Origin of the sequence: Pseudomonas umsongensis (genome assembly GCF_002236105.1) — a bacterium.
In the GTDB taxonomy this organism is placed as follows: domain Bacteria; phylum Pseudomonadota; class Gammaproteobacteria; order Pseudomonadales; family Pseudomonadaceae; genus Aquipseudomonas; species Aquipseudomonas umsongensis.
In genome coordinates this window covers 19,826-46,186 of sequence record NZ_NIWU01000002.1, presented here as the reverse complement: position 1 = coordinate 46,186, position 26,361 = coordinate 19,826, and the positions used below count along the sequence as shown (strand labels likewise).

At 59.6% G+C, this 26,361-nt stretch carries 24 protein-coding genes and 1 pseudogene; 8 read left to right on the top strand and 17 right to left on the bottom strand.

Annotation, left to right across the window (positions count from 1 at the left end; all coding sequences use genetic code 11):
* From PSUM_RS10405 to PSUM_RS10395, 3 genes are all read right to left on the bottom strand, one after another.
* Positions 1-423 carry a hypothetical protein gene (locus tag PSUM_RS10405; RefSeq protein ID WP_065932666.1) on the bottom strand — a complete coding sequence of 141 codons (423 nt, stop codon included), beginning with the start codon at positions 421-423 and terminating at the stop codon, positions 1-3.
* On the bottom strand, positions 401-1,267 hold the full coding sequence (locus PSUM_RS10400) for a hypothetical protein (protein WP_083350112.1): 867 nt from the start codon (positions 1,265-1,267) through the stop codon (positions 401-403). Before PSUM_RS10400 ends, PSUM_RS10405 begins: the two co-directional genes overlap by 23 nt.
* A 581-nt stretch (positions 1,268-1,848) precedes the next feature.
* Positions 1,849-2,688 (bottom strand): APH(3')-II family aminoglycoside O-phosphotransferase, encoded by an 840-nt coding sequence (locus tag PSUM_RS10395; protein WP_331717098.1) that lies wholly within the window; start codon positions 2,686-2,688, stop codon positions 1,849-1,851.
* Positions 2,689-2,703: 15 nt separating this feature from the next.
* On the opposite strand from PSUM_RS10395, the gene PSUM_RS10390 reads away from it, so the two are divergent.
* Together PSUM_RS10390 and PSUM_RS10385 are read left to right on the top strand one after the other, a co-directional pair.
* Positions 2,704-3,627: a hypothetical protein gene (locus tag PSUM_RS10390; protein ID WP_083350111.1), complete on the top strand. Its 924-nt coding sequence runs from the start codon at positions 2,704-2,706 to the stop codon at positions 3,625-3,627.
* A gap of 465 nt (positions 3,628-4,092) precedes the next feature.
* Positions 4,093-4,359, top strand: a complete 267-nt coding sequence (locus PSUM_RS10385; RefSeq protein WP_083350110.1) for a DUF6124 family protein — start codon at positions 4,093-4,095, stop codon at positions 4,357-4,359.
* On the opposite strand, the gene PSUM_RS10380 is transcribed toward PSUM_RS10385, so the two are convergent.
* Positions 4,340-5,185 carry a phosphatase PAP2 family protein gene (locus PSUM_RS10380; protein ID WP_083350109.1) on the bottom strand — a complete coding sequence of 282 codons (846 nt, stop codon included), beginning with the start codon at positions 5,183-5,185 and terminating at the stop codon, positions 4,340-4,342. The genes PSUM_RS10385 and PSUM_RS10380 overlap by 20 nt on opposite strands.
* Positions 5,186-5,211: 26 nt before the next feature.
* Positions 5,212-5,883 carry a lipopolysaccharide core heptose(II)-phosphate phosphatase PmrG gene (gene pmrG, locus PSUM_RS10375; RefSeq protein WP_020796485.1) on the bottom strand — a complete coding sequence of 224 codons (672 nt, stop codon included), beginning with the start codon at positions 5,881-5,883 and terminating at the stop codon, positions 5,212-5,214.
* 251 nt (positions 5,884-6,134) lie between these two features.
* Here pmrG and PSUM_RS32605 point away from each other — a divergent pair.
* Positions 6,135-7,196 (top strand): annotated as a pseudogene (locus tag PSUM_RS32605) (methyl-accepting chemotaxis protein); the annotation flags it as partial.
* Complete coding sequence (locus PSUM_RS32600; protein WP_411157092.1) at positions 7,191-8,054, top strand: methyl-accepting chemotaxis protein; 864 nt, start codon at positions 7,191-7,193, stop codon at positions 8,052-8,054. The pseudogene PSUM_RS32605 and the gene PSUM_RS32600, both read left to right, overlap by 6 nt.
* A gap of 190 nt (positions 8,055-8,244) precedes the next feature.
* On the opposite strand, the gene PSUM_RS10365 is transcribed toward PSUM_RS32600, so the two are convergent.
* From PSUM_RS10365 to mdaB, 7 genes are all read right to left on the bottom strand, one after another.
* A complete protein-coding gene (locus tag PSUM_RS10365; protein WP_033045478.1) occupies positions 8,245-9,702 on the bottom strand; it encodes an N-acyl-D-amino-acid deacylase family protein in 1,458 nt (485 codons plus the stop codon).
* A 1-nt stretch (position 9,703) separates the two neighbouring features.
* Positions 9,704-10,564 carry a MurR/RpiR family transcriptional regulator gene (locus PSUM_RS10360; protein ID WP_020796482.1) on the bottom strand — a complete coding sequence of 287 codons (861 nt, stop codon included), beginning with the start codon at positions 10,562-10,564 and terminating at the stop codon, positions 9,704-9,706.
* 15 nt (positions 10,565-10,579) lie between these two features.
* Positions 10,580-11,929, bottom strand: a complete 1,350-nt coding sequence (locus tag PSUM_RS10355; protein ID WP_020796481.1) for a GntT/GntP/DsdX family permease — start codon at positions 11,927-11,929, stop codon at positions 10,580-10,582.
* A gap of 219 nt (positions 11,930-12,148) precedes the next feature.
* Positions 12,149-13,594: a SulP family inorganic anion transporter gene (locus PSUM_RS10350; RefSeq protein ID WP_020796480.1), complete on the bottom strand. Its 1,446-nt coding sequence runs from the start codon at positions 13,592-13,594 to the stop codon at positions 12,149-12,151.
* A 198-nt stretch (positions 13,595-13,792) separates the two neighbouring features.
* Positions 13,793-14,686, bottom strand: a complete 894-nt coding sequence (locus tag PSUM_RS10345) for an NAD-dependent epimerase/dehydratase family protein (protein WP_083350107.1) — start codon at positions 14,684-14,686, stop codon at positions 13,793-13,795.
* A 103-nt stretch (positions 14,687-14,789) separates the two neighbouring features.
* Positions 14,790-15,701, bottom strand: coding sequence for a LysR family transcriptional regulator (locus tag PSUM_RS10340; protein WP_020796478.1), 912 nt, complete (start codon positions 15,699-15,701; stop codon positions 14,790-14,792).
* A 142-nt stretch (positions 15,702-15,843) separates the two neighbouring features.
* Positions 15,844-16,434 (bottom strand): NADPH:quinone oxidoreductase MdaB, encoded by a 591-nt coding sequence (gene mdaB, locus PSUM_RS10335; RefSeq protein ID WP_083350106.1) that lies wholly within the window; start codon positions 16,432-16,434, stop codon positions 15,844-15,846.
* A gap of 163 nt (positions 16,435-16,597) precedes the next feature.
* Here mdaB and PSUM_RS10330 point away from each other — a divergent pair, with 163 nt between their 5' ends.
* Positions 16,598-16,912 (top strand): putative quinol monooxygenase, encoded by a 315-nt coding sequence (locus PSUM_RS10330; RefSeq protein ID WP_083350105.1) that lies wholly within the window; start codon positions 16,598-16,600, stop codon positions 16,910-16,912.
* Here the strand turns inward: PSUM_RS10330 and PSUM_RS10325 are convergent.
* Complete coding sequence (locus PSUM_RS10325) at positions 16,902-17,666, bottom strand: sulfite exporter TauE/SafE family protein (RefSeq protein ID WP_083350104.1); 765 nt, start codon at positions 17,664-17,666, stop codon at positions 16,902-16,904. The two genes, PSUM_RS10330 and PSUM_RS10325, sit on opposite strands and share 11 nt — an antisense overlap.
* 234 nt (positions 17,667-17,900) lie before the next feature.
* Between PSUM_RS10325 and PSUM_RS10320 the strand changes: the two genes are divergently transcribed.
* A complete protein-coding gene (locus tag PSUM_RS10320) occupies positions 17,901-18,785 on the top strand; it encodes a LysR family transcriptional regulator (protein WP_083350204.1) in 885 nt (294 codons plus the stop codon).
* Here the strand turns inward: PSUM_RS10320 and PSUM_RS10315 are convergent.
* The 3 genes from PSUM_RS10315 to kynU all read right to left on the bottom strand — a co-directional run bounded on the left by PSUM_RS10315 (position 18,726) and on the right by kynU (position 22,919).
* Positions 18,726-20,165 carry an amino acid permease gene (locus tag PSUM_RS10315; RefSeq protein ID WP_020796474.1) on the bottom strand — a complete coding sequence of 480 codons (1,440 nt, stop codon included), beginning with the start codon at positions 20,163-20,165 and terminating at the stop codon, positions 18,726-18,728. The two genes, PSUM_RS10320 and PSUM_RS10315, sit on opposite strands and share 60 nt — an antisense overlap.
* 86 nt (positions 20,166-20,251) lie before the next feature.
* Positions 20,252-21,565, bottom strand: coding sequence for an OprD family porin (locus tag PSUM_RS10310; protein WP_020796473.1), 1,314 nt, complete (start codon positions 21,563-21,565; stop codon positions 20,252-20,254).
* A 103-nt stretch (positions 21,566-21,668) separates the two neighbouring features.
* Entirely contained in the window at positions 21,669-22,919 is a 1,251-nt protein-coding gene (gene kynU, locus PSUM_RS10305; RefSeq protein WP_033043613.1) for a kynureninase, read from the bottom strand.
* Positions 22,920-23,093: 174 nt separating this feature from the next.
* Here kynU and PSUM_RS10300 point away from each other — a divergent pair, with 174 nt between their 5' ends.
* A complete protein-coding gene (locus PSUM_RS10300) occupies positions 23,094-23,567 on the top strand; it encodes an Lrp/AsnC family transcriptional regulator (RefSeq protein WP_020796471.1) in 474 nt (157 codons plus the stop codon).
* Between the two features lie 12 nt (positions 23,568-23,579).
* Here PSUM_RS10300 and PSUM_RS10295 read toward each other — a convergent pair whose 3' ends face one another.
* A complete protein-coding gene (locus tag PSUM_RS10295) occupies positions 23,580-24,593 on the bottom strand; it encodes an AraC family transcriptional regulator (protein WP_020796470.1) in 1,014 nt (337 codons plus the stop codon).
* A 377-nt stretch (positions 24,594-24,970) separates the two neighbouring features.
* On the opposite strand from PSUM_RS10295, the gene antA reads away from it, so the two are divergent.
* Entirely contained in the window at positions 24,971-26,359 is a 1,389-nt protein-coding gene (gene antA, locus PSUM_RS10290) for an anthranilate 1,2-dioxygenase large subunit (protein WP_020796469.1), read from the top strand.
* The last annotated feature ends 2 nt before the right edge of the window (positions 26,360-26,361 follow it).

Genomic DNA, 26,361 nt, shown 5'->3' with positions numbered 1-26,361 from the left:
CTAAATTTTGACGCCCCCCTCAAGAATTCGAGCAGCAAGACCGTCTTTAAAATGAAAATAACTAGCCATTAAAAATAAAACCAGTTGCCCCCACCCAAGATATATTGTGGGCTGCGCCACCATCCCAAAATAAAATAGTAAAGACATTGCAACTAAGAAGAATCGCTTTGCCGAGTACAGCCCAAACTGCGTGTCATCCGCGGCGCGATGTTTAATTGCAGATCGAGACATTCTCACTGCAATCTGGCCAAAAATAATACAGGACACTAACGACCAGTCAGGCGCTAGTAAGATTTCTTTCCAAGACGATGTATACAATTTGATTGCCACAAGAAAGACAAAAGGCGTGACTATGAAGATGTACTCGGAAAAAAGCTCCGCCCACATCGTATTTCGTTTTTTAGAAGAGAGGTTTTGTTTCATGCTGTAATCCGACATCGCGGTGAATTTGCAAAACTCTTACGACTTTCGCACCCGAAATGAAGGGTTTACCTTTCCCCGGAGGCGGAGAGTAAATTTCAATTGAAACCTCAGCCTCCATAACGTCTCTGGGACCAATAGGTGCTATAGAGCCATCCTGGTACTGCTCAAGCCACGGCAAGTCAGTGATCTTGGCATTGTAGCGATTGTTCGTACTAGCGCTGAGCATAGCCCAAGCTCCTTTACCGATGTTGACTGGCGCTCTGACGTAAAGTTTATCCACGCAGCCTTTAGTTTCAGTCGTCCCTTGAAACATCTCTTTGGGATTCGCGTTAAAACGCCAGTGAGTATTGATAGCTGTGACATTTTCCGACTCAACGATGCTGGCCGAAGCGCTCTCCTCAGGAAGCAGCCTCTTATTTGCTTCTGACAATTTATTCAATGCGTGTGCAAAAGCTTTTCGATCAATTTTTGGAGCAAACATCTGTTCATCATTAAACTTAGCTAGTTCAGCTTCAACTCCTGACGCTAGCTGATCAACCTCTTCTTCAGTAGTGGTACTTTCGAGACCCGCTAGGTCTTCCGCTAATTTCATGCTTGATTCGAAAACAGCAGTCTCGAACCATCCCTTGAGGCGTCCAGGAACGGCCTTGAGCACACTAGCAACTGAACCAGTCTCGACATCTTCAAGCCGAAGAGCGAATTCTCCCTGCGCACCGAGGCTCCCGACCATGACTTGGCCTATCGCTTCGTAGGCCTCAATATAACTACTCATAGCCTGAAAAATTTCAGCTGGCCGTTGACGCTCCTTCAAAAAGTCAATTTTTATTCTCAGCGTCTCGTGCATTCCTAACTACTTCCTTGAAGATGGGCAAACGTCTACCAGATAGGCAGTACGGTCATGCGGGCCGGGCAGGATAACCTCTACAGCCGATAGTGGCAAAATGTCCCCAGCAGCGTCAGGGAAGCTCAAATCTCGCATCACCCTTGCCGACTGCCCCAAGCCTAGGCACAACGAGTCGTCAAAAAATTAAATACTGTACATAAAAACAGTATCCATCATTTCAACCTCATCCGCAATGTGTGTCAGCCGGCGGGCTCCGAATGCGCTATGCAGAAACTACTAGAAAACATTAATGTGCGGGCTCGAGGCAGATGAGTCCCCAAAGAATGGGAGTGTTGATTAGACGGAGCTGCACCTCTTTCCGGATAGGCGGTATTCCAATTGGTATTCCAGAACGACAAAAAATAAATTTTATATTAATGATTTCAATAAGTTGAAATAACAGTTCAACTTACCCCGGCTCCACCAAATACGAAGCAAGCCAAAACCCGCCCAGTGCGGGTTTTGTTGCATCTGGGGTTCGGTAATCCCTGCAACACACGCTCCTGTGGGAGCGGGCTTGCCCGCGAAGAGGCCAGCCAGACTCAGTAGAACTCGTCCAGCAAACAGTAAAACGCTATACGTTGCTGATCTGGCTCGACACCGTACTCACGAAAAAAAGGGGCTACCCATGCCGGTCCCAAATTGCTTTCAATGCTTCGGGCAGCCAGGGCAAGGTCTTGATAGATGTCACTGATGCCTAGTCGGCCGCAGTCGATGTAGCCGGTAAAGCGGCTTGCTTCGACCATGAAATTCGGCAGGCAGGCATCGCCGTGGGTGACCGCCAGATCATAGGTTTCGGGAAGCGTCGACAGCAGCTCTGCGAAGACATCCTCAGCGGTCCGCCCCAGCCGCTCATCGTCAAAGTCTGTCTCGTCAACGAGCCCGGCTCTCACTCGGCTCCAAGCGGCCTCTATACGCTGCTCCAGGGAGTGGTCAAAAGGGCATGTCTCTGTTGGCACCTGGTGCAGGGTACGCAGCGCTTTCGCCAGGATGCTGATCACTTGGGGTGCAGACAAACTGTTGGCACTGGCCAGATCTTGTCCGGGGACGGCACTCATGAGCAACCAATGGCGATCGTTTTCTGTCGTGGCCTCAAGAACTGTTGGCCCAGGCAGGTCAAGCCGGTTCATCCAACGCAGACGCTCAATCTCTTGCGGCAGCTCGCTGTGCGCGCCGATGGGCTCTGACTTCAGGAACAGGTGCTCGCCATTGGTGTTGCAGATGCGAGAAACCTCGGCGCCTGACTCTCCGACAGATTGTCGTTCAATGGGTGATGCAGTGAATATTTGGGACCATTGGGCAGGAATGTACATACTCTCACTGACGAAAATGATGGCGGATTTACGGCTGAGCGAACTGACCTTGCCATTCAACAGAAGCATTCAGGAATTCAGAACATGATCATCCGGGCTCTCGCCCTTCTTGCTGCAATGGTTTACCTGCCCGCTCAGGCCGCCAGCGAAGTTGCCCCTCGGGTCGAGCACGTCGTTTTCAAAAACGGCGCTGACAGCGCCACGTTCTCAGACTCCATCAAGGGCCGGCTGACCGCCGAGTACCGCCTGCGCGCCAAGGCGGGCCAGGTGCTGACGGTCGACCTCAAGCCTTCCAATGCTTCAGCCTATTTCAATATCACCGCCAAAGGCGAGGAATATGCGCTATTCAACGGCTCGATCATGGGCAATCATTTTCTCGGACCGTTGCCCGCCGATGGCCAATACGTTGTCCAGGTGTACCTCATGCGCAACGCCGCACGGCGTAACGAAGTGGCGAACTACAGTCTCTCGTTGAACCTTGGTGCCCCCGATGCCGGCAATGGCGGCCGGCCTTTCGACCAGACGCTGGAACTGCAGGGCATTGTCTTTCATGTGACGGATGAGTCGATCGACGGTAGCCGTGCAGTACGCATCGCTCCCCAAGGGCTGGAAATCGATAATTCGGTCATGACTCACCCCCTGAATGGCGACATTGCCCGGGCGGAGGTCGCGGACCTTGATCGAGATGGCTCACCGGAAATCTACGTCTTCGTCAGGTCACCAGGGCGCGGACTACCCGGCGAACTCGTGGCCTACGCCGCCAACCGTAAAAAGTCGCTGAGTGCGATCTATCTGCCACCGGTCAGCGAAGACCCGACGATTGCCAAGGGGTATCGGGGCGAGGATGAGTTTGCCGTGGTGGAAAACACATTGGTGCAGAGATTTGCGCTGTATGACAGTGCGGACGCCTCGGCGGGTAGAACCGGGAAGATGCGCAAGATTCAGTACCGGTTGATGCCGGGCGAAGCTGGGTGGATTTTACGCAGGCAGAAGGTGACGGAGTATTGAGCCACTTTCCGCTTTCGCCCCCGGGCAACACATGAACTTTTCTTCACCCCGCGTTCAGGCAACTCCCTGTAAATTTGCCCTCGCTCATTCAAGAAACTACGGTTTGCCCGCCCTCCCGCGGGCTTTTTTTTGTCTTGCGAAAAGTCCTACCCCAGAGCAAATCGCGGGGAAAAATCCCACAGGTCTTTCAGGTTGTCGGTCGGAAGGGGGCTGTTTAGCCTTTGTTGGTCACTGACGACTCAGTGATCGGGTGTGAGATCCCGGGAGTATGAATCCAGTGCCAGTACCACCATAATTGCCGCCAGCTATGCGCTGTCAGCAATGTTTTATGGCGGCTGTGTGCGGGCAGGCTTCGGTCTGGCCGGTTTCCTACTCCCGGTAATCTCACTCCGCACATAGCTGCCACCCATTTCTCCGCGTGAGATCGGTGATTGTGGTGGTTCTCAAATCGAGTGGAGAACTCAGATGGATAAACTTATCCCGGATCCGCCTTTCACAACTGAAAAACCCTACCGCCCCAGCCCCTTCTTCACGCTCCACCCCGACATAAAATCCGAAAGCCTACTCGCCCACGCGTGCGAATCATTGGCTTCAGCCAGCGTCATGCTCAATGATTTCGCCACTTACCTCAGCGGCCCCCAGCGCAACACCGCACTGGGGATTGCGCAGATCGTCATGCTGGCGGAGCTGGCAGTGAACCGGGCACTGGATACTATTGATCCGCAGGCATAAGTCCGACAGGTTGAGCCACCAACGCCGGTTCTTCAGCCTTGCCCAGAACCGGCATCTCCAACCGCGCCCGCCCATAAAACGCCAGCGCCGTCAGCAAACATGCCAGCCAAACGAAGATCCCGGCCCAGAAGGTGTGGGACATGTAGTGCCACCCCTGCACCACCCGCGTCGTGCCATACACGAACCCGAGGGCCAACGAGCCGTACATGATTGCCTTGGAATAGCGCCAGCGGTAACGGCGTGCAACAAAGTACAAGGCGAGCATGGTGAAGCCACCGGAGGCATGCCCGCCCGGCCAGCAACGACCGTCACCCGCGACCTTGAGTAGATCGAAATTCTCGTACCACTCCTTATGCTCGATCTTCCCGCCGTACTGGGTCGTCTCGATCGGGCAATACACACTGGTGTGGCCCTTGAGGTAGTGAATCACACCGGTGCTGATGGAGAACGCAAGCACCACGTAGAGGAGATCCCGACGATGCCGGGTGGCGAAACGCAGTACCGGCGCAACTCTGATCTTTTCCAGAAAATCGATGATTTTCGCGTGTTTTTCAGCCTTCAAACGCGGCCAGAGAAACGACAGCAAGGCACCGATGATGGCGATTTCGCCGGTCCAGTTCGGAATGATCCGCGCCCATTTATGGGTGATTTTTTCGAACAGGTGCACATGGTCCAGCGGGAACGTCTGCGTCACCGGATCATAAAAAAGATTGTTGAAGGCGATGTCGATCCGGGTCAGGTCGAACATCAGGAACACCACCACCGCGCAGGCCAGTGGGATACCAAAGTTCAGCCAGTAAAAACGGGAGCGGGAAGCCGTCTGCATCGTGTGTCCTGGTTCAGAGTGTGAATTCATTCGGTGGTCACCGAGTGCCAGTCCGAGGCCTCGATGAATCCAAGTACGTGTGGTGCTTGCAGCGCTTGGGCAGTGACGAAAAGCGCGGCGCCGTAGCCGAAGGTCGAGGTGGGCACCTCGAGATCCTTTTGCAGTTGCGCCATGCATTCGCTGTGGGTCACCAGGATAAGGTTGCGCCCGGCGACCTTGTGCGCCAGGGCGTCGCGCAACATCGTGCCTTTGCAGTTGATCAACCAGTCGTCGCCAGCGTCGACCTTGTTGAACATGTACCCGCTGGTCTGCGCGGTACGCACCATCGGGCTGTTGTAGATGTCGGCCCGCGCCAGACCCAGTCGCTCGAATCGCGCACCGACGGCCACCGCAACGCTGCGCGAGCGATCGGTGATGCCATCGTCGCCACTCAGGCAGGGGGCGCTGGAGTGATCGCAACGCTCGACATGGCGAACCAGCACGATCATGTCGCCCTTGGCCCAACCCGCCAACAGCGCCCGCGCGCCCTGCACATTGCCATGGGCCAGGTCCGGCACGGCGGCGGGCCGTAACAGCAATACTGTCAAGATGATCGCCAGCAGCGCCGAGGCCAGCACCACAAGCGCATTGCGATACCGGGCAAAAGGCCTCAGGTCGATCGAGCGGGTTATTCCGAACAGACTCAGTCTCAGTTCCACATCAAGCCGCCTCGCAGCCCTTCATCAGGTGCCGTGAGGGTAAGGAGGCGGGCGTCGGCTACCAGTGAAACCAATGTGAAAAAAAGCTTAAGCCTGCGGCAAAAAGCTTGTTACAGAATCCGCCCGACAAAATCCTTTCAGCTCTCACGATTGCTGCCGATACAGACCTGCAACCCACCTTGCTGGCGCCTAAAAACAACAATCTTCCAGCCAACCGACGATCAAGAAACACACGTTCCTGGAGGAATTTGATGAATAGCTGGTTCGGCAACATCAGCGTGAACCTCAAACTGGGCCTGGGCTTCGGCCTGGTCCTGGCCCTGACCTGCGTCCTCGCCCTGACCGGCTGGACCAGCCTGGGCAGTTTGATCGACCGCAGCAACTGGATGAGCGACATCACCCAGCTCAACGCGGGCCTGACCAAGCTGCGCGTGGTGCGCCTGCAGTACATGCTGACCAACGGCGACGAAGTCACTGCGCAAAATGTACAGGCCACGCTGCAAGACTTTTCCGATCAGCAACAAGCCTTGCTGGCGAAGTTCAAGAGCCCGGAAAACATCAAATTGCTCAAAGAGCAAGGCGCTGTCATCGACGCCTACAAGACGTCCCTGGCCAAGATGCGTGGCGCCTATCGCACCGGCAACAGCGCACGCGAGGTCATGGGCGCCAACGCCGAAACGGCCAGCACGCTAATCGACGATTTGAACAGTCGCGTGCAACAACTGCCACCGAGTGATCAGCGCTTCGAGCAGTTCCAGGCCATCACCGCCGCCAGGCAAGCGTTCTTGCTGGCCCGCTATGAAGTGCGTGGCTACACCGCGACTACCAATGCCGAAACCGAGCAAAAAGCCGTCGCTCAACTGGACGTCGCCATTGCCAGCCTGAAACAGCTCAACGTGCATTTCACCGACGTCCAGCCCGAAACCCTGCGTCAACTGGAGACCGCACTGGGCAACTACCGCAGCGCCTTGCAGGCTTACAAAGCCGCGAACAGCGATGCCGTGCAGGCGCGCAAGGAAATGACCGACCAGGGCGCGGCCATCGTGAGCCTGAGCGAACAGCTGTATCAGATCCAGCTCGACCGTCGCGATGCAGAAAGCGCCCAGGCGCGTACCCTGCAATTGATCAGCACGCTGCTGGCTCTGTTGGTCGGCATTATTGCCGCCGTTCTCATTACCCGGCAGATTACCGGCCCGCTGCGCGAAACCCTGGCCGTGGTCGATCGCATCGCCAGCGGCGACTTGTCCCATGACGTGAGGGTGACCCGCCGCGATGAGCTGGGTGTCTTGCAACAAGGCATCGCGCGCATGGGCGTGACCCTGCGTGACCTGATCAGCGGTATCCGCGACGGCGTCACCCAGATCGCCAGCGCGGCCGAAGAACTGTCGGCCGTGACCGAGCAAACCAGCGCCGGGGTCAACAGCCAGAAAGTCGAGACCGACCAGGTCGCCACCGCCATGCACGAGATGACCGCGACCGTGCAGGAAGTCGCGCGCAATGCCGAACAAGCCTCCCAGGCCGCCGCCGCGGCGGATGGTGAAGCCCGCGAAGGGGACAAGGTTGTCGGCGAAGCCATTACCCAGATCGAACGCCTGGCCAGCGAGGTGGCACGCTCCACCGAAGCCATGGGCCTGCTGCAACAGGAAAGCGACAAGATCGGCAGCGTCATGGACGTGATCAAGGCCGTGGCCGAACAGACCAACCTGCTGGCCCTCAATGCTGCGATTGAAGCGGCACGCGCCGGTGAAGCCGGACGCGGGTTTGCCGTGGTGGCCGACGAAGTGCGGGGCCTGGCGCAACGCACGCAGAAATCCACCGAGGAAATCGAAGGCCTGGTGGCGGCCTTGCAGAACGGCACCCAGCAAGTGGCGACCGTGATGAATAACAGCCGCACCCTGACCGACAGCAGCGTGGCCCTGACCCGCAAGGCCGGTACCTCACTGGAAAACATCACCCGCACGGTGTCCAACATCCAGTCGATGAACCAGCAGATCGCGGCCGCGGCCGAGCAGCAAAGCGCAGTGGCCGAAGAGATCAGCCGCAGCATCATCAACGTGCGCGACGTGTCGGAACAGACCGCTGCGGCCAGCGATGAGACGGCCAAGTCCAGCGTGGAACTGGCGCGACTGGGGAATCAGTTGCAGATGATGGTCAGCCACTTCCGCGTCTGACGTTCACTGCGCGGTGAATGAAAGATCCATTCGCGAGCAAGCCCGCTCCCACAGGTTCAATGAGCATCCTGTGGGAGCGAGCCTGCTCGCGAAGGCGATATGACAAACAACCTGCCTGCCCGCACTAGCGAGCAGGCCATACGGATTTGACGCTTGCTCTGGAGCTGCCGCAGGCTGCGATCTTTTAGCGTCACGCAAATCCTGCGCTCAAATCCCCTTCCCGCGCCAGGAACCGCCCTTCCCTGCGCCCGTTCGCCTGACCGTCCTGGTAACTCAATACCCCGTTGACCCACACGCCATCGATGCCTTCGGCCGCCCGTTGCGGATCGTTGAAGTCCGCGACATCGCGAATGGTCGCCGGGTCGAACAGCACCAGGTCGGCCCAATGGCCTTCGCGGATCTCGCCCCTTTGCTTGAGGCCAAATCGCGCCGCCGACAAGCCGGTCATCTTGTGCACGGCGGTGTGCAGGGGAAACAGTCCTACGTCACGGCTGAAATGCCCGAGCACCCGCGGGAAGGCGCCCCACAACCGTGGATGAGGAAACGGATCTTCCGGCAGGCCGTCGGAGCCGACCATCGACAAAGGGTGCGCCAGAATCCGTCGCACATCGGCTTCGTCCATCCCGTAGTACACAGCGCCGGCCGGTTGCAATTGGCGGGCGGCATCGATCAGGGACAGGTTCCACTCGGCGGCGATATCCATCAGGTCGCGCCCGCCCATCTGCGGGTGCGGCGTTGACCAGGTGATGGTAATGCGATGTGCATCGGTGACTTGCTTGAGGTCCAGGGTCGAGGAACTGGCAGCGTACGGATAGCAATCGCAGCCCACCGGGTGGGTTTTCGCCGCCTGCTCAAGGGACGCCAACAGTTGCGGGCTGCGCCCCCAGTTACCGGCGCCGGCACATTTGAGGTGGGAAATGATCACCGGGGATTGCGCATGCCGGCCGATCTGGAATGCCTCGTCCATGGCGTCCAGCACCGGCTCGAACTCGCTGCGCAAATGGGTGGTATAGACCGCGCCAAACGCTGTGAGCTCTTCGGTCAGTTGCATCACTTCATCGGTCGATGCCGAAAACGCACTGGCGTAGGCAAGACCGGTGGACAAGCCCAGGGCGCCAGCCTCGAGACTTTCGCGCAGTTGCTCGCGCATGGCGGCAATTTCATCGGGCGTAGCGGTGCGAAACAGGTCGTCGAGGTGGTTGCTGCGCAGCGCGGTGTGGCCCACCAGCGCGGCGACGTTCAGCGTGGTGTTTGCCGCCTCCACCGCCGCACGGTAATCGCTGAATGTTGGATAAACAAACGCCGCAGCGCTGCCGAGCAGGTTCATCGGGTCCGGTGGATCGCCGCGCAGGCTCACCGGCGAGGCGCTGATCCCGCAATTGCCGACGATCACCGTGGTCACGCCCTGGCTGAGCTTGGGCAGCATCTGCGGCTGACGGATCACCACCGTGTCGTCGTGGGTGTGCACATCAATGAAGCCGGGCGCCAACACGCGGCCAGCAGCGTCGATTTCTTCGGTGGCACGAGCATCCTGCAAGTCACCGATGCGCTCGATGCGGCCATTGCGGATCGCCACGTCGGCCGGGTAGCCAGGGCTGTTGCTACCGTCGATGACCAGGGCATTGCGAATCAGCGTGTCGTACATCATGTCAGTCTCCCAGCGGCAAGTGATCGTCGCCGCCGCGGTAATCGTCCAGGGCGAGTTTGATCCGCCGCAGGCGCTCTTGATTGTCTTGAGGATTGGCCAGTGCCAGCTCGGTGGCAAGCACATCGATGGCGAGCAACATGCCGTAGCGTGCTGCTGTCGGTTTATAGATGAAGGAGGTCTCGGCGCTTTGCAGCGGCAATACGATGTCGGCCAGTTGCGCCAGCGGCGAATCGCCTCGGGTAATGGCCAGAATGGGCGCGCCATAGCTGCGGGCCAGCTCCACAGTTTCCAGCAGTTCGGGGGTGATCCCGGTCAGTGAACAGACGATGACTACCTGATCGGCACTGAGACTGGCCGCCGTGATCCGCATCATTACCGCGTCGTGGCAGACCGCGATCGGGTAGCCAAGGCGCACGAGGCGCACCTGCAACTCATCGCTGCACAAGGTCGAGCAGCCGCCCATGCCGAAGGCATGAATCATCCGCGCCTTGCCCAGCAGTTTCACGGCATCGGCGAACCGCGACTCGTCGAAGGCCGACAGGTGCTGGCGCAGGGTCGATTCGATGTCGCCGACTATTTGCCCATAAAACGCTGACTGCTCCGGTGTGCCCGCCGGATCGAGAAAACGGCTGCCGACGCCGCTGGCCTGGGCCAGTTGCAACCGCAGGTCGCGCAGATCCTTGCAGCCGACCGTACGGGCAAAGCGCGACAGCGTGGCAGTGCTGACCTCTGCGCGCAGCGCCAGCTCATCCAGGCTTGCGGAGGCGGCAAACCCCACATCGTCGAGCATCAGGCGCGCGATGCGTCCTTCCCCGGCGCTGAAGGAATCCTGGCGGGCGCGGATCTGGTAGAGGATGTCCATGGCGGGCGGCTCCGGTTAAATCAGGTAGGAAAGGCCCACGGTCAGGCCGAAGGCGACGAGCGAGATCAGGGTCTCCAGCACCGTCCAGGTCTTGAAGGTCTGGGTCACCGTCATATTGAAGTATTCCTTGATCAGCCAGAAGCCGCCGTCGTTGACGTGGGAAAAGATCACCGAGCCCGCTCCTGTTGCCAGCACCAGCAGCTCCGGGTGTGGATAACCCATCGCGATGGCCACGGGCGCGACCACGCCCGAGGCGGTGGTCATGGCCACGGTAGCGGAGCCGGTGGCGATGCGCATCAACGCGGCGAACAGCCAGCCCATCAGCAACGGCGACAAGTGAAATTCGTTGGCCAGGCCGACGATCTGGTCGGTGACACCGGCGTCCACCAGGATCCGGTTCAGGCCGCCGCCAGCGCCCACCAGCAAGGTGATGCTGGCGGTCGGCGCCAGGCATTCGTTGGTGAACTTGAGGATCGACTCGCGATTGAAGCCCTGGGCCAGGCCAAGGGTCCAGAAGCTCAGCAAAGTCGCCAGCAGCAAGGCGATGACCGAGTTGCCGATGAACAACAGGAACTGGTTAAAACCCGTGCCCGGGGTGGAAATCAGGTTGGCCCAGCCGCCGATCAACATCAGCACCACCGGCAACAGGATGGTCGCCATTGTCAGGCCGAAGCTTGGCAGACTGTCGCGCGGTTCACGTTCGAGGAACTGCCGCTCCAGTGGGTTTTCCGTCGGCAACTGGATACGCGGCACGATGAACTTGGCGTACAAGGGCCCGGCGATGATCGCCGTGGGAATACCGATCGCAATCGCATAGAGCAAGGTCTGCCCCACCGACGCCTGGTACACCTGCACCGCCAGCATCGCCGCCGGGTGCGGTGGTACCAGCGCATGCACCACCGACAGGCCGGCGACCATCGGCAAGCCGACCATCAGGATCGATACGCCGACCCGCCGCGCCACGGTGAACGCGATTGGCACCAGCAATACGAAACCGACTTCGAAGAACAATGGCAGCCCGACCAGGAAAGCGATACACACCATCGCCCAATGCGCGTTTTTTTCGCCGAAGCGGTCGATCAAGGTGCGCGCCACCTGCTCGGCGCCGCCGGACTCGGCCATCATCTTGCCAAGCATGGTACCCAGCGCCACCACCAGGGCGATATGTCCCAGGGTCTTGCCGACGCCCGCCTCATACGCCCCGACCACGCCGGACGGCGGCATGCCCGCCACCAGCGCCAGGCCGATGGAGATCAGGGTGATGACAATGAACGGATTAAGCCGGTAACGGGCGATCAGCACGATCAGCGCGATGATGGCGACAGCGGCATACACCAACAGCCAATAGCCGAAGGACGGGGTCATGCGGTACTCCTCGAGAGGGTCACGTCGAAAATTTTGTGAAACTCTTAAAACATTTCGAGGCGCGATTTTCAAACGAGGTGAAAGTAATTTTCGTTTAGAGGTAAGGGATGTCGCTCAGAGATATGTCGTGTCGCGATTAATGAAAATCAGGCAGGTAGATTTTCATCACGACACTGATCGTTCCCATGCTCTGCGTGGGAACGATCAGGCAGGCGGATCTCAGTCGTGTTGTACCCGGGCGCGCTTGAGCAGTTTCTTGCAGCGCTCGGACAGGCCCAGCACCCGTAGGTGCTTGCCAGCCTTGCTGTAGCGCTCGCGCAAGGTCTCCAATGCAGCGATGGCGGAGTAATCGACGAAGCTCAGGTGGCGACAATCGAGGGTCACTTGCACGGGGTCGTTGGCTGCGTCGAACTGGTTGAGAAACGGCGTGGTCGAGGCAAAAAACAAGGTGCCGTGCACGCGGTACAGCTTGCTGCCGTCGCTTTCCAGGTGACTGTCGGCGTACAGCTGCCGGGCTTGCTGCCAGGCGAAATTGAGCGCCGCAATGATGATCCCGCACAACACCGCCATGGCCAGGTCGGTGAATACCGTGATCACCGTCACCGCGATAATCACCAGCACATCGTTCAATGGCACCTTGTTCAGCACCCGCAGCGAAGCCCAGGCGAAGGTCTGCTGCGAGACCACGAACATCACCCCCACCAACGCCGCCAGAGGAATACGTTCGATCAACGGCGACAGGAACAGGATGAACAGCAGGATCGACACCCCGGCCACCACACCGGACAGCCGCCCGCGCCCCCCGGAGCTCAAGTTGATGACGGTCTGGCCGATCATCGCGCAACCGCCCATTCCCCCAAACAGACCGGACACCACATTGGCCGCGCCCAGCGCCACGCACTCGCGATCGGGGTAACCGCGGCTCTCGGTGAATTCGTCGGTGAGGTTGAGGGTCAACAGGGTTTCCAGCAGGCCGACCATCGCCATCAAGAACGCGTAGGGCGCAATGATGCTTAGGGTTTCCAGGTTCCAGGGAATGTCCGGCAAGGCAAATGTCGGCAAGCCGCCGGCGATATGCGCCATGTCGCCCAGGGTGCGGGTTGGCAGGCCGAGGAAGTGCACAGCCAACCCCACTCCCAGGATCGCCACCAACGCCGGCGGTATCGCGCGGGTCAGACGCGGCAGCACATAGACAACCGCCATCGTCACCGCCACCAACCCGATCATGTAGTACAACGGCGTGCCGCTCAGCCAGGTCTCACCACTCTTGAAGTGCTCAAGCTGCGCCAGGGCAATGACGATTGCCAGGCCGTTGACGAACCCCAGCATCACCGGGTGCGGCACCATTCGCACCAGCTTGCCCAGTCGCAGCAGCCCGAACGTCGACATGATCAACCCGCCCAGCAGCACCGTCGCCAGCAAGTACTGCACGCCGTGCTGCACCACCAGCGCGACGATCACCACCGCCATCGACCCGGCAGCACCGGACACCATGCCAGGCCGGCCACCGAATAGCGCGGTCAGGGTGCAAATGATGAACGCACCATACAGCCCCATCAGCGGATTGAGATGAGCCACCAGCGCGAAGGCAATGCATTCGGGTAACAGGGCGAAAGACGTCGTGAGGCCGGCTAGGGCATCGGCGCGTAGATGTTTTGGTTTCATGGAGGACCGCGTGCAGGGAGAAGCAAGAAAGAGTGTGGGGATGTTACGGAATCAAGGGCGGCCCGGCCAGTTTATGCAACTTCAGAAACGCCTTCGCGAGCAGGCTCGCTCCCACAGTTGACCGCGTCCATCTGGACAATGCGTTCTAATGTGGGAGCGAGCCTGCTCGCGAAGGCAGCAACGCGGTGTTAAGCGAACTCACACCATCTCGTGACGAATCCACTCCAGCACCGACGTGCGCTTCGGCACCCAGCCCAGCAATTCCCGCGCATGCTTGCCGCGAACACGGCTGTTGGAGCCCAGGCCATAGTTGGCCATTTCATAACCCCACTCGGCTTCGGCGTCCTTCAACGGCCAGTCTTGCGGCTTGCCCAGGTTCAGCGCCTCGGCGATCGCCGTGGTCATGTCGATGAATGACGCTTCACCGCTTTCGACGAAGTAGAACGTGCCTGGGACGTTTTTGTTCAGCGCCAGCAGGTACAGCGATACCACGTCTTCGATGTGCACGTTGGACCAGATGTTCTGCCCGGTCCCGACATGGCGGACCACGCCGCTTTTACGCGCCTGCTTGAGCAAGCGCGGCAGCTGCACGCTGTCGCGCTTGACGCCCAGGCTGTGGCCGTAGATCAGCGTGTTGCAGATGACGGCCGAGTTCACGCCGTCCTTGGCCGCGGCGAGGATCAGGTTGTCGATGGCCACGCGTGCAGCCTTGTCCACGGTGGGTTCCGGCAAGTTGTCTTCGTAATAGATAACGTCGCTGGACTGACCGCCCGAGGCATCGCCCACGATGCTCGAACCGCTGGTATGCAGCAATACCTTGTTGGAGCCGCGCAAGGCATCGAGCAAGGCTTCGACAGCGCCGCGATGGTCGCTGCTGGCGGCGTTGATCACGGCGTCGGCTGCCCGGGCCTGTTCGGCCAATAGTGCGCTGTCGTCCAGCGTGCCGGTCACGGGCGTGATGCCCAGTGCCTTGAGCTCGTCCGCTTGCTCGGCGTTGCGCACCAGGCCGGTAACCTTGTGGCCGGCCTTGACCAGGCCGGTGGCGATGGAGCCGCCGATGAAACCGGCCGCACCAGTAACGAATACGTTCATGGAGAAACTCCCTGCGTTGATAAGTGATGCAACGAGTATCAAGCAGTGATCCCAGACGAAAAATCCCTGCTGACCCAATTCACTCTTGCGCAGGAATCACGAATCAGTCGCTGAAATCCGTGGAAGCGTAAAGCGCCAATTTGCCCTGGATGAAGTCAAGGAAACACTGGATGCGCAAGGCCAGCTGCGAGTTACGGTAGTACACCGCGTTGATCGGCTGGCGATAACCGCTGTTGAACTCGGCCAGCACGACCTTCAACCGCCCGGCACGAATGTCCTCGATGGTCATGTAATGCGACAGGCTGGCGATGCCTTGGCCTTCCAGCGCCAGATGGCGGATGGTTTCACCGCTGGATGCGCTGAGTGACGCCTGGATCGGCCAGCGATCGCCATGCACGTAGCGCAACGGCCATTGGTTGAGGCCTTCGTTCTGGGTGAACCCCAGCAGGGTGTGTTCGGCCAGGTCCGCCACGGCTGTCGGTGTGCCATGTTTTTCCAGGTAGGCGGGGCTGGCGACGATGTGCAGCGGACTGCATCCCAGGGAACGGGCGTGCAGGGTCGAGTCGGCCAGTGTACCGATGCGGATGGCGATGTCGGTGCTTTGCTCGAGCAGGTCGATAATCAGGTCGTTGCTGTTGAGTTCGAGCTGGATATCCGGATAAAGCCGGCGGAACTCATCGATGTACGGCACGATGGCATGCAGCATGAACGGCGACGCGGCGTTGATGCGCAAGCGCCCGGACGGCGTTTGCTGGCGCGAAGACAAGCGTTCTTCGAGTTGGTCCATCTGATCGAGAATCAGCTTGGCGTGCTCGAAGAAATATTTGCCTTCCTCGGTCAGGTCCATGCGCCTCGTGGTGCGGTTGATCAACGTGGTATCGAGCTTGGCCTCCAGCCGCGACAGCGTGCGACTGACCGCCGACGGCGTTTGCCCGACCTGCTCGGCGGCCGCGGAAATCGACCCGCACTCGATCACGCAGACGAAGATCTGCAATTCATCGGATCTGGCTTTCACGTGTGTCCTCTTTCACGAATCGGCATGGCATGAATCGCCAGGATCGCAGCCTTTGGCAGCTCCTACAGGGTATTGCGTATACCTGTAGGAGCTGCCGAAGGCTGCGATCTTTTAAGCCATTGCGACCGATATTAGCTGAGCGTTACACCTTCAGGCCAAACACCTCGGCCAAGTGCTGCTCATAACGCGCCACATCGGCCTCGATGTTCGGGCGTTTCATCACGTCCACGCAGAGGAAGGTCGGCAAAGCGGTCATGCCGAGGAATTGGTTGGCCTTGTGGAACGGGAAGTACACCGCGTCCACGCCTTTGGCCTCGAAGAAGTCGGTCGGGTCGTCGAAGGCTTGCTGCGGCGCGTTCCAGGTCAGCGACAGCATGTATTGCTTGCCCTGGATCAGGCCGCCGCTGCCGTACTTCTGCGAGGCGTCGGAACGGGTGCGGCCGTCGCTGGCATAGAGGCTGCCGTGACCTTCGGTGAAGACCTCGTCGATGTACTTCTTCACGGTCCATGGCGCGCCCATCCACCAGCCCGGCATCTGATAGATGATCACGTCGGCCCAGAGGAATTTGGCGACTTCTTCGGCGACGTCGTAACCCTCGTCGATGAAGGTGGCCTTGACATCCACACCGCCGCGATCCAGCACGCTCAGCGCGGCTTCATGCAAGGTGGTGTTGTAGCGGCCATCGGAGTGGGCGAATTGTTTGCCGCCATTGAGTAACAGGACTTTTTTCATGAGAGGTCTCGCAAGGGTCAGAAACTGGATGGCGGCAGCGTAACGATCCGCCTCGCGCGGAGTAAGCGCCGCTGTCGCAAAATACATTTGACCCACACGCACGAATCACCAGCAGATTGTTGCCTTAGACTGGCGCCAATTCTGACTTGAGGAGTGTTTTTCAATGAGTGAAATGCAAGGTTTCATCCTGCACGCCAAGACCCGCCCGGAAAAATCCGACGCCTTCGAAGCGTTTTTCAGCGGCTACGTAGAAGCAAGTCGCGCCGAACCCGGCTGCATCGAGTACCACATGCTGCGCGACAAGCAGGACCCTACCCTGTTTATCTTCTTCGAGATTTGGCAGTCCCAGGCACATCTCGACGTGCACTCGAACCTGCCGCACATGAAGCAGTTCCTCGATCAACGCGATGAGTACCTGGAACGGGATTTCGTAATCCGCGCCATCGAGATGCTCAGCCCGTCGTCCGCTAGCCGCTGATCAACAAATGGCCGCCGAGCAACCCGAGGCCAATGAAGAATACGCGCTTGAACAACAGGGCGCTGATCCGCTGGCGCAGCCACTGCCCCAGCCACATGCCGAGCACCGCCGGGATCAGCGCCAACAGCGACGCACTCAACTCGCCACCACCCAGGGCACCGAGCCATAGCAGGCCGCCCGCGAGGGCAAGGGTCGAGACGGTGAATGACAGGCCCAACGCCTGCACCAGTTCGTCCTTGCTCAAGCCCAGCGCCTGCAGGTAAGGCACTGCCGGAATCACGAACACGCCCGTGGCCGACGTAATGACACCGGTCATCACGCCGCACATCGGACCTAGCCAGGGCTCATTACCCGCACCGACACGCAAGGTCGGCAAGAACAAGCCGCAGAGCGCATAGAGCAACAACGACGCGCCCAATCCGCGCACCACCCAATGTCCACCGACCATGCCGATCCACAGCGTACCGGCGCCGGTGCCGATGAAGATGGCCAGCAGCATCGGCCACAGCCGCAGGATCAACCCGCGCAGATGCCCGCCGAAGGCCAGCTGCCAGACGTTGGTCAGGGTCGCGGGAATGATCAACAGCGCCGCAGCCTGTGACGGGGCCATAGCCAGACCGAGCAAGCCCATGGCGATGGTCGGCAGGCCGAGGCCGATGATGCCCTTGACCAAACCGGCCAGCAGGAAGGTGGCAATGACCAGCAACGACAGGGCCAAGCCGAGATTTTGGTAGAACGAGGCGAGTGTATTCATGGGCTGATGGTGAGCCCGGATTGGCGGGTTGAAAATCTGCCATATACTGAGCCTGGCTCTTGATTAGCAAGAGGCTTGAGTATCCGCCGTGGCTGCTGACGCCTTCGCGGGCAAGCCCGCTCCCACAGGGATCTTTGGCGGACACCAAATTTATGTTCGATGCATTTCTACTGTGGGAGCGGGCTTGCCCGCGAAGAGGCCCGCCCACACGACACACCACTTGAGGCTGCAATGATGCACTTCGACCTGACCGACCTGCGCCTCTACCTGAACATCCTCGACACCGGCAACATCACCGCCGGCGCGGCGCGTAGCCATCTTTCCCTGGCCGCCGCGAGCGCGCGAATCCGTGCAATGGAAGCATCACTCGGCACTGAGTTCCTGCAGCGCGGCCGTCGCGGCGTTACCCCGACGCCTGCCGGCAAGGCTCTCGCGCAACACGCGCGGGTCCTGCTGCAACAGGCCGAACGCATGCAGCAGGACCTGGCCGAATATGCCAAAGGCGTCAAAGGCCAGGTGCGGTTGTTGTGCAACACCACGGCCATCACCGAATACCTGCCGGAGTTGCTCGCCGACTTCCTGCGCGAGCATCCCAACCTCGACATCGACCTGCAGGAATTGCCCAGCACGCGCATCACCCACGCGTTGCGCCAGGGTGCCGCCGACCTTGGCATCGTCTCCGACGCGGTGGACACCCACGCCCTCGAAACCCTGCCCTTTCGCGACGACCCGCTGGTGCTAATCATGCCGCCCAGCCATCCGCTGGCCGACGGCGAACCGCCGACTTTCAGCGATACCTTGCAGCACGACTATGTGGGGTTGGCCGCTAATAGTGCACTCGCGGTGTACCTCGAAGAACAGGCGTTGCACGCGGGTATGCGCATGCAGATCCGCATCCGTGCGGAGGGTTTCGACGGGGTGATTCGCATGGTTGCCCGCGGCGCCGGGCTGGCGATTGTGCCGCTGGCGGCGATCCAGCGCCGGGCACTGGATCAACCGCTCAAAAGCTTCTCGTTGAACGAAGACTGGGCACAGCGAAAACTGCTGCTGTGCGCGCGATCATTCACTGGCCTGCCCGGTTATGCCAGGGCGCTGCTCGAGGCGTTGCTCATTGAGTGAGACCGGTTTGGGCTTCCTGAAAAACACGCCGTAGACAACGGTCAGCAACAACAGGAACGGCACACCGAACACCAGGGTCATCTTGAAGGCTTCGGTGAAGTAGGTGGTGATCATCACCGCGCCCATCAGTACCAACCCCAACCAGGTGCTGTAGGGGAACAGGCGCATGCGAAACGACAGTTTTCGCTCGCCGTGGCGCTGGTGATAACGACGGAAACAGTAGTGCGTCAGGAAGATCATGAACCAGGTGAAGATGGCGCCGAACATGGAGATCGCCATCATCAAGGTGAACGAACTTTCCGGGTACAGGATGTTGAGCAAGGTCGCCAGGGCAATGCCCGAGCTCGACAACAACAGGGCGTTCAGTGGAATCCCGCTCTTGCTCAACTTGCCCATGGACTTGGGGGCGTAGCCGCCACGGGACAGGCTGAACATCATGCGCGTGGTGATGTACAACTGGCTGTTCATCGCCGAGAGCGCGGCGATCAGGATGACGAAATTCATCACCCCGGTGGCGCCGGGAATGCCGATGGCTTGCATGACCGTGACGAACGGGCTTTGCGCATGACCGGCCTGGACCCACGGCACAATCGCCAGCATCAGAGCGAGGGTCAGCAGGTAGAACACCACCAGGCGCACGATGGTCGCGCGAAAGGCTTTCTTCACCGCTTGCTCCGGGTCCTGCGCCTCACCGGCGGCCACGGCGATCATCTCCACGCTCAGGTAACTGAAGATCGACACGATGACCGCGACCCACATGCCTTGCAGGCCATGGGGGAAAAAACCGCCGTGGACGGTGTAATTGTGCACGCCGTATTCCGGGTTGCCGGAACCGAACACCACGTACACCGCGAGAATGATGAAGCCGACGATCGCGCCGATCTTGATGGTCGAGAACCAGTACTCGAACGTACCGAAGGTCTTCACGCTGATCGCGTTGAGCACGATCAACACACTGGAAAACGAGACGATCCACACCCACTCCGGCACGTTGGCAAACCAGTACTTCATGTACATCGCCACCGCCGTCACTTCCGTACCGACCGCCAGCACGATCGCCGCCCAATAGGCATAGCGCACCAGGAACCCGGCCAAGGGGCTGACATAGAATTCGGCGTAAGCACCGAACGAACCGGAGGTCGAATGGGCCACGGTCATTTCCGCCAGGCAGCCCATCAACAACAGCGTGATGATCGCGCCGATGGCGTAGCTGAGCAGCACGCTCGGCCCGGCATAGCCGATCGCGTAGGCGCTGCCCATGAACAGCCCGGTGCCGATCGCGCCACCAATGGCGATCATGCTCATTTGCCCGGACGTCAGCTGACGCCGCAGGCCCTGTTCACGGTTGGATATCGTTTCAAAACCGGTGTTATCGGTCATTTTTATGTCCTCTGAATATTGTCTTTCTTGAAGAGCACGTCTTGGTTTTTACCGGTGGGGATCAGCCACGCACAGCAGGACACGGATCAGAAAATACTCAGTGGATATTCGATGATGACGCGCACTTCGTTGTTGTCCGTGGTATCGGCCCGCGCCACTTGCGCGGTGGAACGCACACTGGCCTGGCGTACCCGCACCGACAGGTCCCGCGCCTTGCCCGACTGCACGACGTAGCGCGCCTCGATGTCGCGTTCCCAGCGCTTGCCGTCATCGCCGTAGCGTCCGTAGGCGCCGTTGGGACCACCGTCGTAATGGCTGTCGTCGATATGGTCACCGCTGACGTAACGGGACATGAAGCTCAGCCCCGGCACGCCGAACGCCGCCATGTCCAGGTCATAACGCAGTTGCCATGAGCGCTCGTTGGGGGCATTGAAGTCGAGCACCTGAATCGAGTTGGCGAGGAAAATCGAAGTGCCTGGCTGTTGATCGAAACCCAGGTAATCGAACGGCTCGTTGCCATCGACTTGTTGATACGCCAGGGTCAATCGATGGGCACCGGACTTATACCCGGCGGCCAGCGACCAGGTGGTGTTGTCGATTTTTCCGGCCAGGCTCTGACCATCATCGTTGGTGCGGTAGATGTTGAAATCCAGGTTCAGCGACTGGCCTTCACTCAGGGCAAAGGTGTAGTTGCCGTTGGCGTAGTACTGCCGCCAGATATCGGTGAACTGCGAGCCGTAGAGGCTGATGCTCAGTTGATCGCTCAGGGCATAACTACCGCCCAGATAATCGACACTGCGGGTTTCCACGCCAGCGTACAGCGCTTTCAGCGCGCCATCGGCATTGGTCGAGTTACTGTCGTTGCCGGCGGTGAAATGACCGATGTCCAGTTGCAAGGCCTTGAGTTCATGGCTGGTCAGCTGGAAGCCCGTGGCAACACTGGTGAACAGTCGCGCATTGCCGGTGCCGAACACCGGGTTTAGCGGGGTCAGGTTGCCGTACTTGAGTTCGGTCTGCGATACCCGCGCCTTCACCGCGCCACCCGCTTCGGAGTACTCATCCTCGGGGCGACCATCGGAATCGACCGGCAGCAAACCGGTGCCGGTGCGCCCCTTGCCGCTGTCGAGTTTGAGACCCAACTGCGCGTACGCATCGACCCCGAACCCCACCGTTCCCTGGGTGTAGCCGGAGCGGTAATCGAGCATGATCCCGTGGGCCCATTCATCCCGATAATTCTGGCCGCCAGGGTTGTTGAGGTTATTGCGATAGAAAAAGAAGTTACGGTTGGTCAGGGTCAGGCTGCTGCCTTCGACGAATCCATTGTCGGCGGCGGCATAGGCCATTTGCCCGAGGCAACTGCCGATGGCGAGCGACAAGGCGGGCCAGGGGGACAGTCTCATTCTGCGTGCTCCTTATTATTGTGTTTGCACAGAACAGTTGATCGATCGCAGGCGAAGCCCTGCCGCCAGGAAACCTGGCAGCAAGACCTGGACAACGCAGGTATCAGGTGACGCTGTGGCGAACCTGGAATTGCGCTTGCGCCCAGGTTTTCTGATCGAGAATCTCGCCGAGGATCTGCACTGCATCCCAGACCTCGGTGAAGGTCGTGTACAGCGGGGTGAAACCGAAACGCATGATGCGCGGCTCGCGGTAGTCGCCGATCACGCCCCGGTCGATCAGGGCCTGGATCACTGCATAGCCTTCGGGGTGTTCGAAGCTCACGTGACTGCCACGCTTGGCGTGCTCACGCGGCGTGATCAATTTCAGTTCGTGAGCCGAGCAACGCTGCTCGACCAATTCGATGAACAAGTCCGTCAGCGCCAAAGATTTGCGGCGCAAGCTGGCCATGTCGGTCTGGGCGAACACATCCAGCCCGCACTCGACCATCGCCAGCGACGTGATCGGCTGGGTACCGCACAAGTAACGGGCGATGCCGCTGCTCGGCTCGTAACGCGACTCCATGGCGAACTGCCGCGAGTGACCGAACCACCCCGCCAGCGGCTGCGGCACCAGATCGCACAACGGCGGCGAGACCCAGACGAACGCCTGCGAACCCGGACCGCCATTGAGGTATTTGTAGGTGCAGCCGATGGCGTAGTCGGCGCCCGCCTGATGCAAGTCGACCGGCACCGCGCCAGCGGAATGCGCCAGGTCCCAGATGGCCAGCGCCCCGCACTCATGGGTCAGCGCGGTCAGCGCTTGCATGTCGTGCATGTAGCCGGTCTTGTAGTTGACGTGGGTGAGCATCACCACCGCCGTGTCCTGGTCAATCGCTTGTGGCAGCTCTTCAGGGCTATCAACAAGGCGCAAGGTGTAACCCTGCTGCAGCATGTCGGCCAGGCCTTCGGCGATGTACAGGTCGGTAGGGAAATTGCTGCTTTCGGTGACAATCACCCGCCGCGCTGGCGACCTTGTGGCTTGCACCCGCAGCGCGGCACTGAGCACCTTGAACAGGTTGATCGAGGTCGTGTCGGTCACCACCACTTCACCGGCACGGGCGCCGATCAACCCGGCCAGGCGATTACCCAAACGCTCGGACAAATCGCGCCAACCGGCAGTGTTCCAGCTGCGGATCAGGCCATTGCCCCACTCTTGGGCAATCACTTCCTGAGCACGCGCCAATGCCGCGACCGGGCGTGCGCCCAGGGAATTGCCATCGAGATAAATCACACCGTCGGGTAGCGCAAATTGCTGGCGTAGCGGCGCGAGAGTGTCCTGGGCATCACGCGCCAGGCAATCGTTTCTTGTTGTCATCGGGTGTCCTGTTCTTTGAAGGTCGTAGCGTTTATGCAGGCGTTGTCGGCCCCTTTTCGTGGAGAAATAATGAACGATGCCTTGGAGAATTTTCGTGCAAACTAAGCGGCTACCAGGTAGTTATTTCGCATAAAATTCGAATCCAACACCCATAAACGCGGATTTACGCCAGCCATGAATCTCGACTCGACAGACCTGCGAATCCTCCATCAACTGCAACAGGATGGCCGCATCAGCAATCAGGAACTGGCAGAGAAAGTCGCCCTGTCGCCGTCGGCCTGTCTACGAAGGTTGCGCCTGTTGGAAAGCGAGGGAATCATCAGCGGCTATCGCGCGGTGTTGAATGCCGAACGGCTGGGGATCGAACTGGAAGCCATCGTCCATGTGTCATTGCGACAGGACGTCGAGGATTGGCACGAGACGTTTATCAAGAAGGTCCAGTCGTGGCCGGAAGTGGTCACCGCGTATGTGATTACGGGAGCGAGCAACTACGTGCTGCGGGTCCAGGCGCGTAATCTCAAACACTTCTCCGACTTCATCGTCAACCACTTGAACCGCACGGCGGGGGTGACTGACATCCGCTCGGAAATCGTCCTGCAGAAGATCAAGGAGCGTGAATCGCTGTTGGACCTGGTGGTGCGCAAGTAAGGAACGGATCGCTCAGAAGCCGCGCAGGCGCCGGGCTTCATTGCGCTGCAAGGTCATGCTCGGGGATTCGTCGAACAGCTTGCGGTATTCGGCGGAAAAGCGCCCCAGGTGCGTGAACCCCCAGCCCATGGCGATCGCGGAAATATTGCGTGCCGAGCCGTGCTCAAGCAGCTCCTGGCGCACGCCGTTCAAGCGGTACTTCTTCAGGTAGACCATCGGCGACAATGCGAAGTACTTCTTGAACGCTTCAAACAGCTTGAAGCGTGAAACCCCGGCAGCCGCTTCGATGTCCTCCAGGTGCAAAGCCTCGCGAGCATTGTCGTGAATGTATTGCCGCGCCCGGATCAGGTAGTGCGGTAATTTAACGCCCAGCACCTGGCGCAGCTCTTCTGAATAGTTGTTCGGCTGGGCGAGGATCAAGCCTTTGATCAGCGAACTTTCAATGTCCCGGGTGAAGGCCACTTGCTCGTAGAGTTCGCTACTGCGCTCCAGCTCAGCGATGAAATAGCGCGCCATGCGCCACCATGAAGCCGACGCGCCATCGACCGCATCCATCACCGGTTCGAAACGCAGCGGCGCATCCAGCGGTCGCTGCAGCAAGCCTTCCAGGGACTCGCTCATGGCGGCGCGGGTGATCACCACCTGGACTTTGCGGCAGTCGCCGGAAATCGCCAGCAGCTGGTTTTCATTGGGGGAAATGATCACCCCCTGATCGCGGTCGGATTTCACCACGCTGCCGTTCTTGCTCAACTCCTGTTCGCCCACCAGGGGCAGGCTCAGGCTGTAGCTGCTGAAGCGCTCGGGATCCTCGATATCGATGGTGACATCGGTGCCGTATTCGATGGTGCCCAGCGTCGTGGCCATCGACTTGAACGTGTTGGCACTGTGATGGAAGCGGATCCGCTCGGGCGTCGTGGTCACGAGCCGGTGCGGCCCGCAAATACCGGACATCCAGCTTCTTGCGGCCTCGAGGTCGTCGCTGTCGACACGAATGTCGCGACTCTGCGGATCGGTTTTGCTGTTCATCACGGTGCACCCACGGGCTATTTTCCAGCGCGCTCTGACGGCGCGTCTCAGGCGTGGAAAACGCAAGTTCCAGGCCACAAAACGCCAGCGCCAACTGAGTGGATAGCAATCCTCGACTATGTGGATAACGTAGCCGGTGAACGTGTCCCAACAGGCACTCGACGTTGCGCAAAACAGTACCTGATTGCTGCAGACAGGTGCAGCCGTTCATCGTTTGGTGCGCCTTCTGGGTAGTCGCTGCCCAGTTTGATACCGAGTGGGTGTTACCCCACAAATTTTACGGACTGCCTTCGCCCACAAACCGGATAGACCCCCACCCGCCCCACTCCCTCTAATGAGCACACCGATTAGCCCCAATAAAAAACAGGTGCACACCCATGAGTGGCGAAAAAAACGTCGAGCAGTGGAAAGCGTTTATCCAGGGCTGCCTGGACTTCCGTCCGGCAGAAGGCGTGTTCCGCATCGCCCGGGACATCTTTACCGAGCCGCAGTTGTTCGATCTGGAGATGGAACTGATCTTCGAGAAAAACTGGATCTACGCCTGCCACGAAAGCGAACTGGCCAATAACCACGACTTCGTCACGATGCGCGCCGGTCGCCAGCCGATGATCATTACCCGCGATGGCGACGGCCAGCTCAACGCATTGATCAACGCCTGCCAGCATCGCGGCACGACCCTGACCCGCGTTGGCAAGGGCAATCAGTCGACCTTCACCTGCCCGTTCCATGCCTGGTGCTACAAAAGCGACGGTCGCCTGGTGAAGGTCAAGGCGCCGGGCGAGTATCCGGAAGGCTTCGACAAGGCCACGCGCGGTCTGAAAAAGGCGCGCATCGAGAGCTACAAGGGGTTCGTGTTCATCAGCCTCGACGTACATGCCGACAACAGCCTCGAAGACTTCCTCGGCGATGCCAAGGTGTTCTTCGACATGATGGTCGCCCAGTCGCCAACCGGTGAGCTGGAAGTGTTGCCCGGCAAGTCGGCCTACACCTACGACGGCAACTGGAAACTGCAGAACGAGAACGGCCTCGACGGCTATCACGTCAGCACGGTCCACTATAACTACGTGGCCACGGTGCAGCATCGCCAGCAGGTCAACAGCGAGAACGGCACCAGCAGCGCCAGCACCCTGGACTACAGCAAGCTCGGTGCTGGCGACGCCAACACCGATGACGGCTGGTTCGCGTTCAACAATGGCCACAGCGTGCTCTTCAGCGACATGCCGAACCCGTCCGTGCGTTCCGGCTACGCGACCATCATGCCGCGCCTGATCGAAGAACACGGCCAGGAAAAGGCTGAATGGATGATGCATCGCCTGCGCAACCTGAACATCTACCCGAGCCTGTTTTTCCTCGATCAGATCAGCTCGCAACTGCGCATCATCCGACCGGTGGCCTGGAACAAGACCGAGATCATCAGCCAGTGCCTGGGGGTGAAAAACGAGTCGGACGCCGACCGCGAAAACCGCATTCGCCAGTTCGAGGATTTCTTCAACGTGTCGGGCCTGGGTACACCCGACGACCTGGTGGAATTCCGTGAAGCCCAGCGCGGTTTCCAGGCTCGCCTGGAGCGCTGGAGCGATATTTCCCGCGGCAGTCACCGCTGGGCCACCGGCGCCACGCCCAACAGCGAGTCGATCGGCATCGCCCCGGCCATGACCGGCACCGAGTTCACCCACGAAGGGCTCTACGTCAACCAGCACAGCAACTGGCAGAAATTCCTGCTCGATGGCCTGGACGCGAAATCCCTGAAACTCCGTGAGGTGTAATG